Annotated in this window: 13 protein-coding genes and 1 pseudogene; 6 read left to right on the top strand and 8 right to left on the bottom strand. The window is 62.3% G+C overall.

Features of this window, described 5'->3' with window-relative positions; genetic code table 11:
* The 4 genes from HCN50_RS22140 to HCN50_RS22125 form a co-directional block, all read right to left on the bottom strand.
* Positions 1-564, bottom strand: a complete 564-nt coding sequence (locus tag HCN50_RS22140; RefSeq protein ID WP_171711777.1) for a F0F1 ATP synthase subunit B family protein — start codon at positions 562-564, stop codon at positions 1-3.
* 57 nt (positions 565-621) lie between these two features.
* A complete protein-coding gene (locus tag HCN50_RS22135; protein WP_028348038.1) occupies positions 622-852 on the bottom strand; it encodes a F0F1 ATP synthase subunit C in 231 nt (76 codons plus the stop codon).
* 55 nt (positions 853-907) lie between these two features.
* A complete protein-coding gene (locus HCN50_RS22130; protein ID WP_171711776.1) occupies positions 908-1,663 on the bottom strand; it encodes a F0F1 ATP synthase subunit A in 756 nt (251 codons plus the stop codon).
* 69 nt (positions 1,664-1,732) lie between these two features.
* Positions 1,733-2,104, bottom strand: a complete 372-nt coding sequence (locus tag HCN50_RS22125; RefSeq protein WP_171712056.1) for an AtpZ/AtpI family protein — start codon at positions 2,102-2,104, stop codon at positions 1,733-1,735.
* 272 nt (positions 2,105-2,376) lie between these two features.
* Between HCN50_RS22125 and HCN50_RS22120 the strand changes: the two genes are divergently transcribed.
* The 3 genes from HCN50_RS22120 to HCN50_RS22110 all read left to right on the top strand — a co-directional run bounded on the left by HCN50_RS22120 (position 2,377) and on the right by HCN50_RS22110 (position 4,188).
* The gene (locus HCN50_RS22120; RefSeq protein WP_171711775.1) at positions 2,377-3,009 is read left to right on the top strand and encodes a 2-hydroxychromene-2-carboxylate isomerase; all 633 of its coding nucleotides are present in this window, start codon (positions 2,377-2,379) and stop codon (positions 3,007-3,009) included.
* 53 nt (positions 3,010-3,062) lie between these two features.
* Positions 3,063-3,599 (top strand): hypothetical protein, encoded by a 537-nt coding sequence (locus HCN50_RS22115; protein WP_171711774.1) that lies wholly within the window; start codon positions 3,063-3,065, stop codon positions 3,597-3,599.
* A gap of 115 nt (positions 3,600-3,714) precedes the next feature.
* Complete coding sequence (locus HCN50_RS22110; RefSeq protein ID WP_171711773.1) at positions 3,715-4,188, top strand: secondary thiamine-phosphate synthase enzyme YjbQ; 474 nt, start codon at positions 3,715-3,717, stop codon at positions 4,186-4,188.
* A gap of 82 nt (positions 4,189-4,270) precedes the next feature.
* On the opposite strand, the gene HCN50_RS22105 is transcribed toward HCN50_RS22110, so the two are convergent.
* On the bottom strand, positions 4,271-5,920 hold the full coding sequence (locus HCN50_RS22105) for an MFS transporter (RefSeq protein ID WP_171712054.1): 1,650 nt from the start codon (positions 5,918-5,920) through the stop codon (positions 4,271-4,273).
* A gap of 988 nt (positions 5,921-6,908) precedes the next feature.
* Between HCN50_RS22105 and HCN50_RS22100 the strand changes: the two genes are divergently transcribed.
* The 3 genes and pseudogenes from HCN50_RS22100 to HCN50_RS22090 all read left to right on the top strand — a co-directional run bounded on the left by HCN50_RS22100 (position 6,909) and on the right by HCN50_RS22090 (position 9,896).
* On the top strand, positions 6,909-8,237 hold the full coding sequence (locus tag HCN50_RS22100; protein WP_171711772.1) for an MFS transporter: 1,329 nt from the start codon (positions 6,909-6,911) through the stop codon (positions 8,235-8,237).
* A gap of 309 nt (positions 8,238-8,546) precedes the next feature.
* Positions 8,547-9,218 (top strand): response regulator transcription factor, encoded by a 672-nt coding sequence (locus tag HCN50_RS22095; protein ID WP_171712052.1) that lies wholly within the window; start codon positions 8,547-8,549, stop codon positions 9,216-9,218.
* Between the two features lie 7 nt (positions 9,219-9,225).
* Positions 9,226-9,896, top strand: a pseudogene (locus HCN50_RS22090) (HAD family hydrolase).
* Positions 9,897-10,013: 117 nt separating this feature from the next.
* Here HCN50_RS22090 and HCN50_RS22085 read toward each other — a convergent pair.
* The 3 genes from HCN50_RS22085 to HCN50_RS22075 form a co-directional block, all read right to left on the bottom strand.
* Positions 10,014-13,520, bottom strand: a complete 3,507-nt coding sequence (locus HCN50_RS22085) for a PAS domain-containing hybrid sensor histidine kinase/response regulator (RefSeq protein WP_171711771.1) — start codon at positions 13,518-13,520, stop codon at positions 10,014-10,016.
* A gap of 162 nt (positions 13,521-13,682) precedes the next feature.
* Positions 13,683-14,912 (bottom strand): 5-aminolevulinate synthase, encoded by a 1,230-nt coding sequence (gene hemA / locus HCN50_RS22080; RefSeq protein WP_171711770.1) that lies wholly within the window; start codon positions 14,910-14,912, stop codon positions 13,683-13,685.
* Between the two features lie 194 nt (positions 14,913-15,106).
* Positions 15,107-16,168, bottom strand: a complete 1,062-nt coding sequence (locus tag HCN50_RS22075; protein WP_171711769.1) for an MBL fold metallo-hydrolase — start codon at positions 16,166-16,168, stop codon at positions 15,107-15,109.
* Positions 16,169-16,200 lie beyond the last annotated feature (32 nt).

The following is a 16,200-nucleotide window of genomic DNA, read 5'->3' as shown; positions in this document are numbered from 1 at the left end:
CTATCCCTTCAACGAAGCATCGACGGCTTTGCTCACCGTCTTGCCGTCGGGCAGCACGCCGGTGAGCCGCTGCACGATCGCGCCGGCCGCGTCCGCGGCGATGCCGCGGACATTGCTCATCGCGGTTTCCCGCGTCGCCGCGATCTGCTTCTCGGCTGCGGTGAGCTTGGCGGCGAGCTGATCTTCCAGCGCCTTGCGCTCGGCTTCCGCGGCCGCGTTCAGCTTCTCGCGGGTCTCGTTGCCGATGGCCTGAGCGCGGGCGCGGGCGGAAGCGAGTTCGGTCTCATACGCCTTGAGCGCTGCGTCCGACTCGTCTTTCAGCTTCTGCGCCGCCGCCAGGTCGCTCTCGATTGCGTTCTGGCGTGCGTCGATCACGCTTTCGACGCGCGGCAGTGCAAAGCGGGACACGATCACATAGAGCGCGACGAACGCAATGAAGAGCGACACCAGCTGCGAAGCAAACGTGTTCGACTCGAACGGAGGAAAGCCTCCGCCGTGTCCGCCGTCGGCTTCGGTGTGGGCGCCGGTGCCCTTGGCCGGGGTACCATGACTTTTTTCAGCCACGGGGGTCTCCTGTTGCTGTCAGGCGCGCCGCCCGGGGGCGGCGCGAGTGGGTGCAGCTCAGAGCGGAACGAACAGCAAGAGCAGCGCGATCAGCAGCGAGAAAATGCCGAGCGCTTCAGTCACGGCGAAGCCGAAGATCAGGTTGCCGAACTGGCCCTGGGCTGCGGAAGGATTGCGCACGGCAGCGGCAAGGTAGTTGCCGAAGATGATGCCCACGCCGACGCCCGCGCCGCCCATGCCAATTGCTGCGATGCCTGCGCCGATAAGTTTAGCTGCTGCCGGTTCCATTTCTATAGCTCCTTGAGGGGTAAGATAGAGGTGTGGGTGGAATTCCCCGGACCGCTTAGTGTCCCGGATGAATAGCGTCGTTGAGGTAGATGCAGGTCAGGATCGCGAACACATACGCCTGCAGGAAAGCCACCAGCAGTTCGAGCGCAGTCAGCGCGACGGTGAGCGCCAGCGGCAGCACGCCGCCGACCCAGCCGATCGCGCCGAGCGAAACGCCCAGCATGGCGATGAAGCCCGCGAACACCTTCAGCGCGATGTGACCGGCCAGCATGTTGGCGAACAGACGAACGCTGTGGGAGACCGGCCGCAGGAAGAACGACAGGATTTCGATGAACATGACCAGCGGCAGGATGTAGATCGGCACGCCGGAAGGCACGAAAATCTTGAAGAACTTGAAGCCGTTCTTGTAGAGGCCGTAGATCAGGACGGTGAAGAAAACCAGGAACGCGAGTGCCGCGGTGACGATGATATGGCTGGAAACCGTGAACGTATACGGGATGATGCCGATCAGGTTCGAGATGCAGATGAACATGAACAGCGAGAAGATCAGCGGGAAGAACTTCATCCCTTCTGCGCCGGCGGTAGAGCGGATCGTCGAGGCGACGAACTCGTAGGAGATTTCCGCGATCGACTGCAGCCTTCCCGGAACCAGCTGCCGGCCCGCCATGCCGCCGATCATCAGCAGCGAAATCACCGCTACCGAGAGGAACATGTACAGCGTCGAGTTGGTGAAGGCGATCGTATGATTGCCGATATGGCCGATCGTGAAGAGGGGTTCGATATTGAACTGGTGGATCGGGTCGATTTTCATCCGCGCGGCTCTTTATCCACCGGCCTGGCCGGCAATCGAATTTCACATGTCGTTACTTTCCGTCGATGCTCAGCGTCTGCGGGAAGCTACGCCTGCAGATCTCACCACGTTGACCACACCGGCGACGAAGCCGAGCAGCAGAAACACGATGAAACCGAACGGCGATGTCGACAACAAACGGTCGAACCCCCAACCCAACGCCGCTCCGACGACAACGCCCGCGACCAACTCCGAGGAAAGCCGGAAACCCAGCGCCATCGCAGATGCTCTGGCTGCCGTATCTCCGCTTTCAGTTCCGGGTTGATCAGTCCTGGGTTTCCGGCTGTCGCGAATTTCGGACAACCGTTGATCCAGACTTCCGAGCCTTGCGGAAAGCGCAGCTTCGTCGGAGGACGGCTGAGCGCGATTTCCACCTGCGTTGCTGTTTTTGTCTTCGGCCATGCCCAAGACATTAAACGATGCCAACGGTTGATGGAAATTACGTCCGTCACCCTTGAAAGCCGCGCGGACCATACTTACCGCGCCTAATCAAGTCAAGATTGGGCCCTAACCAGTTAGTGCATTGATTTGATTGGGATTATTCTGGCGCCGCCGGCGATGCTGTGGACTGTCACTGCAGTGCAGCAGCTAATCCCGAGACGATCGATCTTGCGCCTGTCTGGGCGGTCTGTTGGGATGCTCCGAATGAAGCGAGAATCGTCCCGGGAGGGCGCATGCCGCGTCAGGTCGATTACTATTTCTCGATCCAATCGCCGTGGGCCTATATCGGCCACCAAGCCTTTCGCGATCTGGTAACTACCTACGATCTCAAGGTAAATCACAAGCCGGTGGTGCTGGTCGATCTGTTCTCGGAGACCGGCGGCCTGCCCTTGATGAAGCGCCACCCGGTCCGCCAGCGCTATCGGATGGTCGAACTGCAGCGCTGGCGCGACAGGCGCGGTCTGAATTTTCATCTGCAGCCGGCGAACTGGCCGTTCAACGCGCGCCTGGCCGATGGCGTCGTGATCGCGGCGCTGGAGAGCGGCCTCGATCCCGACCGGTATCTGCGGCGGGCCTTCGCCGGCGTCTGGGAAGATCAGCTCAATCTCGCCGACCCCGCAACGATTGCGAAACTTGCCGACGAATCCGGGCTGCCCGGCAAGCAGCTGGTGGAGCGCTCGCGCTCGGAAGACATCACGGCGGCCTATGAGCAGAACCGGCAGGATGCGCTGGCGGCCGACGTGTTCGGCTCGCCGGTCTATGTGCTGGATGGCGAAGTGTTCTGGGGACAGGATCGCCTCGAATTGCTGGAGGATGCGTTGAAGTCCGGCCGCGCGCCCTATAGCTCTAGGGTAGGGCCGCCTTGAAAGCGCCCCGGCGGTCGAGGAAACCAGTACCGTCCTGAGGCGGGAGCAAGCCGATGCGCACAGCGAGATCGTCCTCGAAATTTTTGAAGTCAGCCGTGCTGGTCGCGTGCCTCGCCGGCGCGGAAGCCGCCTTCGCGGGAATGCCGGATGCCGAAAACGGCCGCTACACGCTGTCGACGACGGCCGATGGCGTGCTCCGCCTCGACACCCGTACCGGCGCGGTCTCGACCTGCAATAATTCGGGCGCGGGCTGGGCCTGCTATGCCGTGCCCGATGAGCGCGCGGTGATGGACGCGGAAATCGGCCGGCTGCAAGCCGATATCATGCGGATGCAAGCCGAGAATGAACGGCTCAAGGCCGACCTCGCTTCGCGCGAACCCACCGTATCCGGCAAGATCGAAGAGCCGCTGCCGAAAGCGGATTCGCTGAAGCCGAGCGAACCGAAGATTGCCGAGGGCGAGCGCAAGATCGAAATCCCGCTGCCGAGCGATCGCGACATGGATCGCATGATGTCGTTCCTGGAGCGGGCGTGGCGGCGCCTGATCGAGATGGCCAACCGCGTGCAGCGCGACATCAACGGCAAGATTTGATAGGCATTGACCTTGTAGGGTGGGCAAGGTGAAGCGTGCCCACCACCTTTATCGTTGCAAGAACTGGTGGGCACGGCGCGAAGCGCGCCTTTGCCCACCTACGAGATTAATTTCGATGCCCGCATCCAAATCGTTTTCCCGCACCACTCCCTCTGTCGTTGCCGCCGATGCCGTCGTGTCTTCGCTGCTGACGGTGCAGACATCCGGCATGGGATTCACCGATCTCACCGCCGAAGTCGCGCAGTTCGTGCGCGAGGCGCGGGCGCGTGAGGGCGCGGTGACGCTGTTCATCCGTCACACCTCGGCGTCGCTGACGATTCAGGAAAATGCCGACCCGACCGTGCTCGTCGATCTGACGACGGCGCTGAACCGGCTCGCGCCCGAGAATGCCGGCTGGCGTCACGATACCGAGGGGCCGGACGACATGCCGGCGCATGTCAAGACCATGCTGACGGCGACGTCGCTGCACGTTCCGGTGCTTCAGGGCGCGCTCGCGCTCGGCACGTGGCAGGCGATCTATCTGGTCGAGCATCGCGCGCGGTCGCACCGCCGCGAGATCGTGCTGCAGTTCGTGGGCAGCGTCAATTAGAGCATCCGCAAAAGCAAACCGGCCGCGGATCGCTCCGCGGCCGGTTCGTGATGACGTCCGGCTTGCCGCCGAACGCAATCGATTACTTCGTGATATCGACGTCCTTGGTTTCCGGCAGGAAGAAGAAGCCGACGACCGCGGTGATCGACGCGAAGATGATCGGATACCAGAGGCCAGCGTAGATATCGCCGGTCGAAGCCACGATCGCGAATGCGGTCGCCGGCAGCAACCCGCCGAACCAGCCGTTGCCGATGTGATAGGGCAGCGACATCGAGGTGTAGCGGATCTTGGTCGGGAACAGCTCGACCAGCATCGCCGCAATCGGCCCGTACACCATGGTTACGAAGAGCACCAGGATGAACAGCAGCCCGATGATGGCCGCGACGTTCGGTTTGAAGATATCGAACGGGTGAGCCATCTTCACGATCTGGGCGTCGCCAGGCTTGGGATAGCCTGCGGCCTGCACCGCTGCCAGGACAGCCGGATTAGACGTCTTGGCGTCGGCGTAAGCCACGTCCTTTCCATTGACAACGACCTTCACGCCGGAGCCTGCAGCGCCATAGCTGGTCGTGTATTTGACCGACTGCTGTGCCAGGAAGGCGCGAGCGGTATCGCATGGCGCGGAGAAGACGCGGGTGCCGACCGGATTGAACAGGTCGCCGCAGCCCTTGGCGTCGGCCACCACCTCAACCTTTACCGTTTCGATCGCCTTTTCCAGCGCCGGGTTGGCGTTGGTGGTGATCATCCGGAAAATCGGGAAGAAGGTCAGCGCCGCAATCAGGCAGCCCGCCAGGATGATCGGCTTGCGGCCGATCTTGTCGGATAGCGCCCCGAACACGATGAAGAATCCGGTGCCGAGCAGCAGCGACCAGGCGATCAGAAGGTTGGCGGTGTAGCCGTCGACCTTGAGAATCGATTGCATGAAGAACAGCGCGTAGAACTGGCCGGTGTACCAGACCACGCCCTGACCCATCACGCCGCCGATCAGCGCGAGGATGACGAGCTTGGCATTGCTCCAGTTGGCGAAGGCCTCGGTCAGCGGCGCCTTCGAGCCCTTGCCCTCTTCCTTCATCTTCTGGAACACCGGCGACTCATTCAACCGCAACCGGATCCAGACCGAGATGCCGAGCAGCACTACGGAGACGAGGAACGGAATGCGCCAGCCCCACTTGGCGAAATCTGCCTCGCCAAGCGCCGTGCGGGTGAACAGGATCACCAGCAGCGACAGGAATAGCCCGAGCGTGGCCGTGGTCTGAATGAACGAGGTGTAATAACCGCGCTTGCCCATCGGCGCGTGCTCGGCGACGTAGGTCGCCGCGCCGCCGTATTCGCCGCCGAGCGCGAGGCCCTGCAGCAGGCGCAAACCGATCAGGATGATTGGGGCCGCAATGCCGATGGTGGCCGCGTTTGGCAACACGCCGACGATGAAGGTCGACAGGCCCATGATCAGAATAGTGACGAGGAAGGTGTATTTGCGGCCGACGATGTCGCCGACGCGGCCGAACACGATGGCGCCGAACGGACGAACGATAAAGCCCGCGGCGAACGCCAGCAGCGCGAAGATGTCCCGCGTGGCCTGGTTGAACATCGGCTGATTTGTTGCGGAATCGATGACGCCGAAGAACTGCGCGCCGATGATGCTGGCAAGCGAACCGAACAGGTAAAAGTCGTACCATTCGAAGACGGTGCCGAGCGAGGAGGCGAGAATGACGAAACGTTCGTCCTTCGTCATCCCGGCAGCCTTGCCGGATGTGGCAGTCATAGTAGACATTTTGGATCGCTCCCCTTCCTTTTTGACCCACAAGGATGTGCGTTGCGTCGGATCGACGCTCAATTATTTTTTAGGTTTCCTACATGTTCGGGGAGTTTGGCCCAATAGTACTTTAGTACTTTCGGCTGGCATCGAGCAGCTGCGCCCGATTCAGGATGGGCCCCTTGCTGCTGCCCGTTGTCTGAATTCTTCCTGCGCAATCAACAGACAGCGTCGATTTCCGGAACACGGGATGTCTTGCATCCAGGCCTGTTCTCAATGCTTTGGTAGCCGGCCCAAAAACAGCAAGCAGAAACCCAAAACCCGCCGGTTGGCGCGGTCTCAAACTAAAGTCCAATAACGGACAAGAAAGCGCGATGGTCCACAGCGCGATCGAGATCACCGCGGTCCAGCAGTGCGAACTGCAAATAAGTCTCGAAGGGGCACGACCAAAATACGGCGATCACGGGATCGGTGCCCTTGCAGAAAAACCGCCAGACGTAATTCGGTGAGTCTGAATCTGCCATCAAGCCGAGCAACACCTGGTGAAGCATTGTGTATATCAACGTTGCCGGAATGAAGTTGGAAATGCGGAAGTACCGGTAGCTTGGCGAGATGTTGCTACGTCCGCGGGTATGTCGACCGCATCGTGCAATGGCACGTCGACTCTGCATTATCCGGCCAACCAAGCTGCGGATTTCGTGCCTGGTTCAGTTCGATTGAGCCAAAAGTCTTATAAGATGGCCGTCTCATTAGGATTAGACTGGTTTCCGCGCTTTCGCTCCCAACAGATGGGAAGGAAGGCAGCGGTGGCTCGCGGCGCCGAAGGCCGTTTGAAGCTCTTCTCGGGTGGTTCAAAATACCTCGAGGTCAGGCGCTGTACGTAAACGTCGCCCAAAGCCCTCGGGCCCCGAGAAATTAAAGCTCTGAGAAAATGCGAGGTGATGCCCTGAAATCATAGGAGCCGTAGATGGCAATTCAAATTCCGAGCGATTTCCGTCGCGTGATCATCGCCGCATCGGTGGGAAATATCATCGAATGGTATGATTTCTATATCTTCGGCAGCTTGGCCGCAGTTCTGTCGGTCAAGTTCTTTGAACAATCCCATCCGGTTGCAGCTCTGCTGAGCACGATTGCACTGTTCACTGCAGGATTTCTGATCCGTCCATTGGGAGCGTTCCTTTTCGGATGGATGGGCGACCGGGTGGGCCGCAAGTATACGTTCCTTATTACGCTCACCGGAATGGGACTGGGCACCGGAGCGATCGGGTTGATCCCGACCTACGAGTCGATCGGGCTGACCGCCGCATTCATTCTCTTCGGCTTGCGGATGGTCCAGGGCCTGTGCCTTGGCGGCGAGTATGGCGGCGCTATCACCTATGTTGCGGAGCATGTGCCAGATGAAAGCCGCGGTTATTACACCGGCTGGCTGCAGACCTCGCCGACACTCGGGATCGTGGTGTCGCTGGCCGTGATCATCGCGACGCGCAGCTACTTCGGCAACCAGGTCTTCGACCAATGGGCCTGGCGTGTCCCGTTCCTGGTGTCCTTCCTGCTGGTGGCCATTGCAATCTACATTCGGCTCCAGTTGCAGGAGACGCCGATCTTCCAGGAGATCAAGGCCAAGGGCCAGATGACCAGGAATCCCTGGAAGGAGGCCTTCATCAGCGCCAACATCAAATATGTTGGAATCGCCACCATCGTGCTGATCGGGCAAGGCGTGGTTTGGTATAGCGGTCAGTTCTGGGCGTTGTATTTCCTGCAGCAAGTTTCCAAGGTGGACCCGCTGACCTCGGCTTACATCGTGGGTGCTGCGCTGCTTATTGCAACGCCGAGCTTGATCTTTTTTGGCTGGCTGTCCGACGTCATCGGCCGCAAACCGGTGATCCTGGGCGGCATGTTGCTCGCCGCGATCACTTACTATCCGCTGTATTTGTGGCTGGGAACGGTCACGCAGCCCGGCAACATCAACTATCCGATCGCGATCTTCATCATCTTCATCCTCGTTTGCTATGTCGGGATGGTGTATGGGCCGGTCGGGGCGTTTCTGGCGGAATTCTTCCCCGGCAGGATTCGATACACGTCGGTGTCGGTGCCGTATCACATCGGCAACGGTTGGGGTGGTGGATTGGTGCCGTTCGTCACTTCGGCAGCCTTCGCGGCCACCGGCAGCATCGGCTACGCGCTGATCTATCCCATCGTGGTGCCCGCGGTGTGCTTCGTGCTCGCCGTCTTCCTGATGCCGGAGACCCGTAAAATCAGCATCTGGCAACCGATTGAGCCCAGAACCGCATCATAACAAGGTCGCCTGTGTGCAGGGCCGCCAAGCCCTGCACATCTTTCTCGCGACCTCCTATTCAGGAATTAACGCAGGACGTCTTCGGAGCGCGAAGCGTTTTCTCCGAGTTCCCGTTTTGGGCGGTCCGACTTCCCGGGTTGTTCATTTTGCATTGCACCATTCGCAGGGAATCGGCGCCGATTAACTGCTTTTGCGCTATGCGGGAAAGGTTGCCTTGCAAGTCGCCCGCCGACGGGGGACAATCAAATTTGCTGTCGAACAGCAGCGAGTTGCATGTTTGCCCGACGTTGCGTCGGTGTTCCGGATCAGATGACTGCTGCCAATACCCACCTCGTCATTGCCGATGACCATCCGCTCTTCCGCGACGCGTTGCGGCAGGCGGTCGCGAGTGTCGTGGCGTCGGCCGTCGTCAGCGAGGCCGGATCGTTCGACGACCTCACTGCGCTGTTGGAGCGGGATTCCGACGTCGACCTGATCCTGCTCGATCTCACCATGCCCGGGATCTCGGGCTTCTCCGGCCTGATCTATCTGCGCGCGCAATATCCGGCGATTCCGGTGGTGATCGTGTCCGCCAGCGACGATGCCGGCACGATCCGGAGGTCGCTGGATTTCGGTGCCTCGGGCTTCATCCCCAAGCGCTTCGGCGTCGAGACATTGCGCGACGCCATCATGAAGGTGATGGAGGGCGATGTCTGGATTCCGCCGGACACCGATCTCGCTTCGGCCGACGATCCCGACATGGCCCGGCTGCGTGACCGCCTGGTCACGCTGACCCCGCAGCAGGTGCGCGTGCTGATGATGCTGTCGGAGGGCCTGCTCAACAAGCAGATCGCCTATGAGCTCGGCGTCTCCGAAGCGACCATCAAGGCGCATGTCTCGGCGATCCTGCAAAAGCTCGGCGTCGAAAGCCGGACGCAGGCGGTGATCGCTGCCGCAAAAATCTCCGGCGGCCAGTGGCGCCAGGGCACGCCGACGGGGTAATCGGGGAATGTCCGGCTCCGGAAGGGCGCTGCTGTTCGACATCGACGGCACGCTGGCAGATACCGACGCGTGCATCTTGAAGCGTTCAATCGGGTGTTCGCGCCTCACGGCCATGTCTTCGATCGCGCCCGCGCCTCGAAAGAGTTGATGGGCTTTTCCAATATTTCGATTAGCGAACGGTTTTTGCCGGGCCACCCGCCGGAGCGCCAGGCGGCCATCATGACGGAAAAGGAAGAGGCGTTCCGCGCGCTCGCGTCGGGGCAGATCAAGCCGGTAGCCGGTCTGATGAAACTGCTTGAGATAGCGGATCGCGCCGATGTCCCCTTGGTGGCGGTCACCAACGCGCCGCGCCTCAACGCCGAGATGATGCTTTCCGGGCTTGGCATCATGCAACGGTTCAAGGCTGTGATCATCGGCGACGAGCTTGCGCATGGCAAGCCGCACCCGCTGCCCTATCTGGATGGCCTGCGCGCCGTTGGCGCCGCGCCCGGCCGCTCTCTTGCGTTTGAGGATTCCTGCTCCGGCGTGCAAGCCGCCTCCGCCGCTGGCATCGCGACGATCGGCATGCGGACGAGCCTCGGTCATGACGACCTGATCGCCGCCGGCGCGGTCGCTACCGCCGCGAGTTTTGATGATCCGGAACTGGTCAGGCTGGTCGCGCAGAAGATGGACTGGTAGGGGTCAACGAGCGGCAGCCCTCGGTGACGCCATGGAATGCCCTCGGGATGAGATCGAATCTCTCGCTGCCGTCATTCCGGGGCTGGTCCTTCGGACCATCCCGGAATGACGGCAGGATCACTCCGCCGCGATCATCTGCTGCGCGCGCCACTGGCCGAGCAGGGCGCGGAGCGAGGCCGGCTTGACCGGCTTGTTGAGGATCGCGATGTTTTCCTCGCGCGCGGCGGCGCGGACGTTCGGGCTGCGGTCGGCCGTGATCAGGATGGCGGGAATGTTTTCGCCGAAGCGGCGGCGGATCTCGCGGATCGCGGCAACGCCGTTCCCGCGGTCGAGATGATAGTCGACAAGAAGGCCGGTCACGCTTTGGCCGGAAGATTCGATTGCCGCGATCGCGGCCTCGGGGTCGGCCACCGCGATCACCTCGGCGTCCCAGGCCGTGAGCAGCGTTTTCATTCCGTCGAGGATCGCCGGGTCGTTTTCGATGCAGACGATCAGGGCGCCGCTCATCGGCGTCTTCGACAGCGGCGTCGCGCTGGTGACGGCGGCGGTGTGATTGATCGCCTTGGCGACCGGCACGGTTACCGAGAACACCGAGCCGCCGCTGGCATTGGCGTCGATCGCGATGCCGTGGTTGAGCACCCGCGCCAGCCGCTCGACGATCGATAGTCCAAGACCGAGGCCGCGCGCGATCCGCGCGCCCTGTTCGAGCCGATGAAACTCCTTGAAGATCTCGCCGCGCTTCGCCACGGGAATGCCGACGCCGGTGTCGTAGACGGCGATCTGCAGCGACTGTCCGTGACGGCGGCAGCCGACCAGCACGCGCCCGCGCGGGGTGTATTTGATCGCGTTGGAGATGAAATTCTGCAGCAGCCGGCGCAGCAGCGAGCGGTCGGATTGCACCGGCAGCGAGCAGGGCACGAAGGTCAGCTCCAGCCCCTTGGCACGGGCGATCGGTGCAAACTCGATCTCAAGCGACCGCATCAGATCGGCCATCTTGAAGCTGGAGATCGAGGTGGTCATTGCCCCCGCATCGAGCCGCGAGATGTCGAGGAGCGCGCCGAGGATCTCCTCGATCGCCTCCAGCGAGTCGTCGATGTTCTCGACCAGACGCGAATCCTCGCCGCCGTTCTGCCGTTCGACGAGGCTCGTCACATAGAGCCGCGCCGCATTGAGCGGTTGCAGGATGTCGTGGCTGGCCGCCGCCAGGAAACGCGTCTTCGAGATGTTGGCGTCCTCGGCGGTGCTCTTGGCCTGCGCCAGTTCGGAATTCAGGCGGGTGAGTTCCTCGGTGCGGTCGCGCACGCGCTTTTCAAGCGTCGCATTGGCGCGTTCCAGCGCTTCGGCGGCCTCGAAGCTCGGGGTTACGTCGGAGAAGGTGATGACGAGGCCGCCACCCGGCATCCGGTTGGAGCGAACCTCGATCACCATGTGGCGGTCGGGCAGGCGCTCCAGATAAGGTTCGCCTTCGGTGGTGTAGGCCTCCAGCCGCCGCGCCAACAGCGCATCGGAATCGCCGGCACCGGACGGGTTGACCGCGTCCATGAATTCGAGAATTTCCTGCAAGGGAATGCCGAGCTGCACGAGGTGCGGCGGCAGCGCGAGAATTTCGCCGAACTGGCGGTTCGAGCAGATCAGTTGCAGATCGGCATCGAACACCGCGATGCCCTGGCGCACGTGGTTGAGCGCGGTCTGCAGGATCTCGCGGTTGAAATGCAGCGCGGCGTGGGAATCGTCGAGCAGCTTCAGCGCGGCCTTGGCGGAGACGGTACGCTTGCGCAACAGCAGCGACATCACGAGGCGCGAGGAGGCTGCGCCGATCGAGGAGGCGATCAGGCGTTCGGCGTATTGCAGCAGCTCGAAATCGGCCGGCGCGGCCGGGTCGACAGCGCCGGGATGATTGGCCGCAAAGTTCGCGAAGGCCTGGGCAGCGCGCTCGGGGCCGAGATATTGTGCCACCGTGCTCTGGATGTCCTGCACCGTCACCGTGGTGCGCCAGCGCCGGAAGGTCGGGGCGATCGGCGCCAGCGTATTCGGCACGAACAGGTCGGCTTGCAACCGTTCGATCGAGGACGGCTGGCGCGCGATCGACATCAGCACGTAGGTCAGGATGTTGAGCGCCAGCGACCAGAACACGCCGTGCATCAAGGGCGGCAGATCGGTGCCGAGCAGGGCCTGCGGACGCAGCGCCGTGATGCCGAATGGGCCGTGCTGCAACAGCAAAAGACCGGCCGTGCCTTCCAGGAAGCTCGGCAGGAACAGCGTGTACGCCCACACCGCGATGCCGACCAGCATGCCGCCCATCGCTCCGCGCGCGGTTCCGTGCCGCCAGAACAGGCCGCCGAAGAAGGCCGGCGCCAATTGCGCGAGCGCCGCAAACGACAACAGGCCGATCGCCGCCAACTGGGTATTGCCGAGCGCGCGATAATAGAAATACGCCATCACCATGATGCCGAAGATCGCGAAGCGCCGTATCCTGAGCAGGAAGTCGCCGAAATCCTTGCTGCCGTCGCGCGCGCCGGGGCTTCCCTGCAGCACCATCGGCAGCACGATATCGTTGGAAACCATGATCGAGAGCGCGACGCATTCCACGATCACCATCGCGGTCGCAGCCGACAAGCCGCCGACGAACACGACAACGCTGAGCAGTGTGGAATTGGCCTCGATCGGTAGCGCCAGCACATACATGTCGCTGTCGACGGCGCCGAACGGGAAGGTGACGAGACCTGCGATCGCGATCGGAATCACGAACAGGTTGATGGCGATCAGGTAGAGCGGAAACAGCCAGCGGGCGCGGTGGACCTCCTCGAGGCTGGAGTTCTCGACCACGCTGACGTGAAACTGCCGCGGCAGCAGCATGATCGCGCAGAACGACAACAGCGTCATGGTCAGGAAATTGCCGATCGACGGCACATAGCTGATGGCGCGCACCGCTTCGGGGCTCTTCATTGCACGTTCGATCAGTTCGACGGGCGTGAACATCCAGAAGGTGACGAAGGCGCCAGCGGCGATAAAGGCCACCAGCTTGACGATGGATTCGGTGGCGATCGCCAGCATCAGGCCGTGCTGGTGCTCGGTGGCGTCGGTCTGGCGGGTGCCGAACAGCACGGCGAATACCGCCATCGCCACCGTGACGACCAGCGCGATGTCGCCGATCAGCGGGATCGAGGAGAACAGCTTATCCTCGGTCAGGATCGTCTCCAGCGAGGATGCCACCGCCTTGAGCTGCAGCGCGATGTAGGGCACGGAGCCTATGATCGCGATCATCGCTACCGTGCCGGCGACCGCCTGGCTCTTGCCGTAGCGCGCCGCGATGAAGTCGGCGATCGAGGTGATGTTCTGCGATTTGGCCAGGTGGATCACCCGCCGCAAGAGCGGCGTGCAAAGCCCGATCATCAGGATCGGCCCGACATAGATCGCAAGAAAATCGACGCTGGTGCGGGTGGCGAAGCCGACCGAGCCGAAGAAGGTCCAGGAGGTGCAATAGATCGCCAGCGACAGCGGATAGATCAGCATGCTGGCGCGGCCGCGCTGGCTCGGCGACAGGCGGTCGCCGTAGCTGGCGACGACGAACAGCAAGCCGATATAGGCGAACGCGGCGGCGACTACGCCCCAATCGTGCAGCATCGCTCTCGGGTCTCCGTTAATCCCGGCACTTGGATTGTGAACGTGCTTCTTCACGGCGGCCGGGCACGTGCAAGCGCCATGGCCGGAACAGGGGAATATAAACACTTTGGGCCAGCCGCGCACCGCGCGACCGGCCCAACTTGCGAGGTTTGGCGGGTAGGGTTACTCGGCTGCCAGCGATTTGCGGTTCAGCTTCAGGCCGAGGCGGTCCCAGACCTGCAGCAGCGCTTCGGCGAGCTGATCGATCAGGCCGTCATCGTGGTAGGGCGAGGGCGTGATCCTTAAGCGCTCGGTGCCCTTGGCGACCGTCGGATAGTTGATCGGCTGGATGTAGATGCCGTGCTCCTCGAGCAGGATATCGGACGCCTGCTTGCACTTTTCGGGGTCACCGACGAACAGCGGCACGATATGGGTGTCGCTCGACATCACCGGCAGCCCGGCGGCATTGAGGATCGCCTTGACGCGGGCGGCGCGGTCCTGGTGGCGCTCGCGCTCCCAATTGGAGGTCTTCAGGTGACGGATCGCGGCGGTCGCGGCCGAGCAGATCGCCGGCGGCAGCGCGGTCGTGAAGATGAAGCCCGGCGCATAGGAGCGCACCGCGTCGATGATCTCGGCCTTGCCCGCAATGTAGCCGCCGAGGCAGCCGAAGGCTTTCGCGAGCGTGCCTTCGAGCACGTCGATGCGGTGCATGACGCCGTCGCGCTCGGCGATGCCGCCGCCGCGCGGGCCGTACATGCCGACCGCATGGACTTCGTCGACATAGGTCAGTGCGCCGTATTTCTCGGCGAGATCGCAGATTTTGGCGAGCGGGGCGACGTCGCCGTCCATCGAATAAAGGCTCTCGCAGACGATCAGCTTGGGCCTATCAGGGCCTGCCGCGATCAGGAGCTCTTCGAGATGCGCAAGGTCGTTGTGGCGGAAGATCTGCCGCTCGCAAGCAGCCTGGCGGACGCCTTCGATCATCGAATTGTGGTTGAGCGCATCCGACAGGATCAGGCAATTCGGGATCAGCTTGGCGATCGTCGAGATGCCGGTCTGGTTCGAGACATAGCCCGAGGTGAACAGCAGCGAGGCTTCCTTGCCGTGCAGGTCGGCCAGTTCCTGTTCGAGCTGCACCAGCGGATGATGGGTGCCGGCGATGTTGCGGGTGCCGCCGGCGCCGGTGCCAACGCGGGTCGCAGTCTCCACCATGGCGCCGACCACCTTCGGGTGCTGGCCCATGCCGAGATAGTCATTGGAGCACCAGATCACGACATTTCGGCTGCCCTTCGGCGAGTGCCAGACCGCATGCGGAAACCGTCCCGCGATCCGCTCGAGGTCGGCGAACACGCGGTAGCGCCGCTCGTCATGCAGTCGGGTGAGGGCGGTATTGAAAAATTTGCTGTAATCCATCGCAAGACCTGGAACGGAACCGGCCGAATTGGCTCGGGCCTTTTTAGAGCTTTTCCAGCTTTGATGTCTACGCGAATTCCCACACCTCCGGGATGCTACTTAGCCCCTGGAAACGTTGATCCGGATCAAGGTGCTAGCTGTGATTTGCGGTCCCGGTATTTGCGGCTGCGGAAACGCAATCGGCGGTTTCCGCGTCAGGTGGTCCGGAACCGCAGCACGCCGTCGCTGACCTCGCAGGTCAGACGGCCTTCGACCAGCATGTAATTGACGTGTGCCACCAGCTCGCCGGCGGCAAAGCCCATCTGGTGCTCGTCCAGCACGTGCTTGTGGAACACCACCGGTACCAGCTCCTTGGAGGTCTGCGGCACTTCCCGGCAGGCTTCCGCAATCAGGCGGCAGCGGTCCTCGTGATGGTCGGCGAGCTGCTTGATGCGGGTCTTCAGCCCGTAGAACGGCACGCCATGACCGGGCAGCACCATCACGTCATAGGGCAGGGTGGTGGTGAGGCTGGCGAGCGAGGCCAGATATTCCCCGAGCGAGTTCTGGTCGGGCTCGACCGCCCAGACACTGACATTCGGCGAAATCTTGCTCAGCACCTGGTCGGCGGAGAGGAACAGTTTGTCGGCGGCGCAATACAGCATCACCTGGTCGAGCGCATGGCCGCCGCCGGTGATCACCTTGAAGCGCCGCGTGCCGATCACGACCTCGTCGCCATGCGAGATGCGGCGATAGGACGGCGGCAGCACGGAGACCCGCTTCAGATAGTCCTGGCCGCGCCCGAGCAGCCTGTCGGTGAGGTCCTCGTCCATGCCGTGGCGTCGGAAGAACAGGCGCTGCGCATTGCGCCGTTCCTCGGTGCCACGGTTCTGGTGATAGACCGACTGGAGGTATTCCACCTGCGACATGTAGAGCGGGCAATTGAAGCGCTCGGTGATCCAGCCCGCCAAGCCGACATGGTCGGGGTGCGAATGGGTCACGATCAGGCGCTTTACTCTCACGTCAGCGAGCGGCCCTTCGAACAGCGTGGTCCAAGCCGCAATCGATTCCTCGTTGCCGAAACCGGAATCGACCATGGTCCAGCCGTCACCATCGGCGAGCAAATAGATGTTCACATGATTGAGGCGGAACGGCAGTTTGAGGCGCGCCCAGAGCACGCCGGGCATGACCTCCACGACCTGATCATGGCCGGGGTGGCTTTCCCAGGGATACCTCAGGGTCTCCGCGATGGACTGGATGCTGTCGGTTTTCGAATGCATGCTACCGGCTTAGCGGTAGAGGCCGCGCCGCG

Origin of the sequence: Bradyrhizobium archetypum, assembly GCF_013114835.1 — a bacterium.
Lineage (GTDB): Bacteria > Pseudomonadota > Alphaproteobacteria > Rhizobiales > Xanthobacteraceae > Bradyrhizobium > Bradyrhizobium archetypum.
The sequence above is the reverse complement of the archived record's forward strand: the minus strand, read 5'-3'. Positions and strand labels throughout refer to the sequence as shown.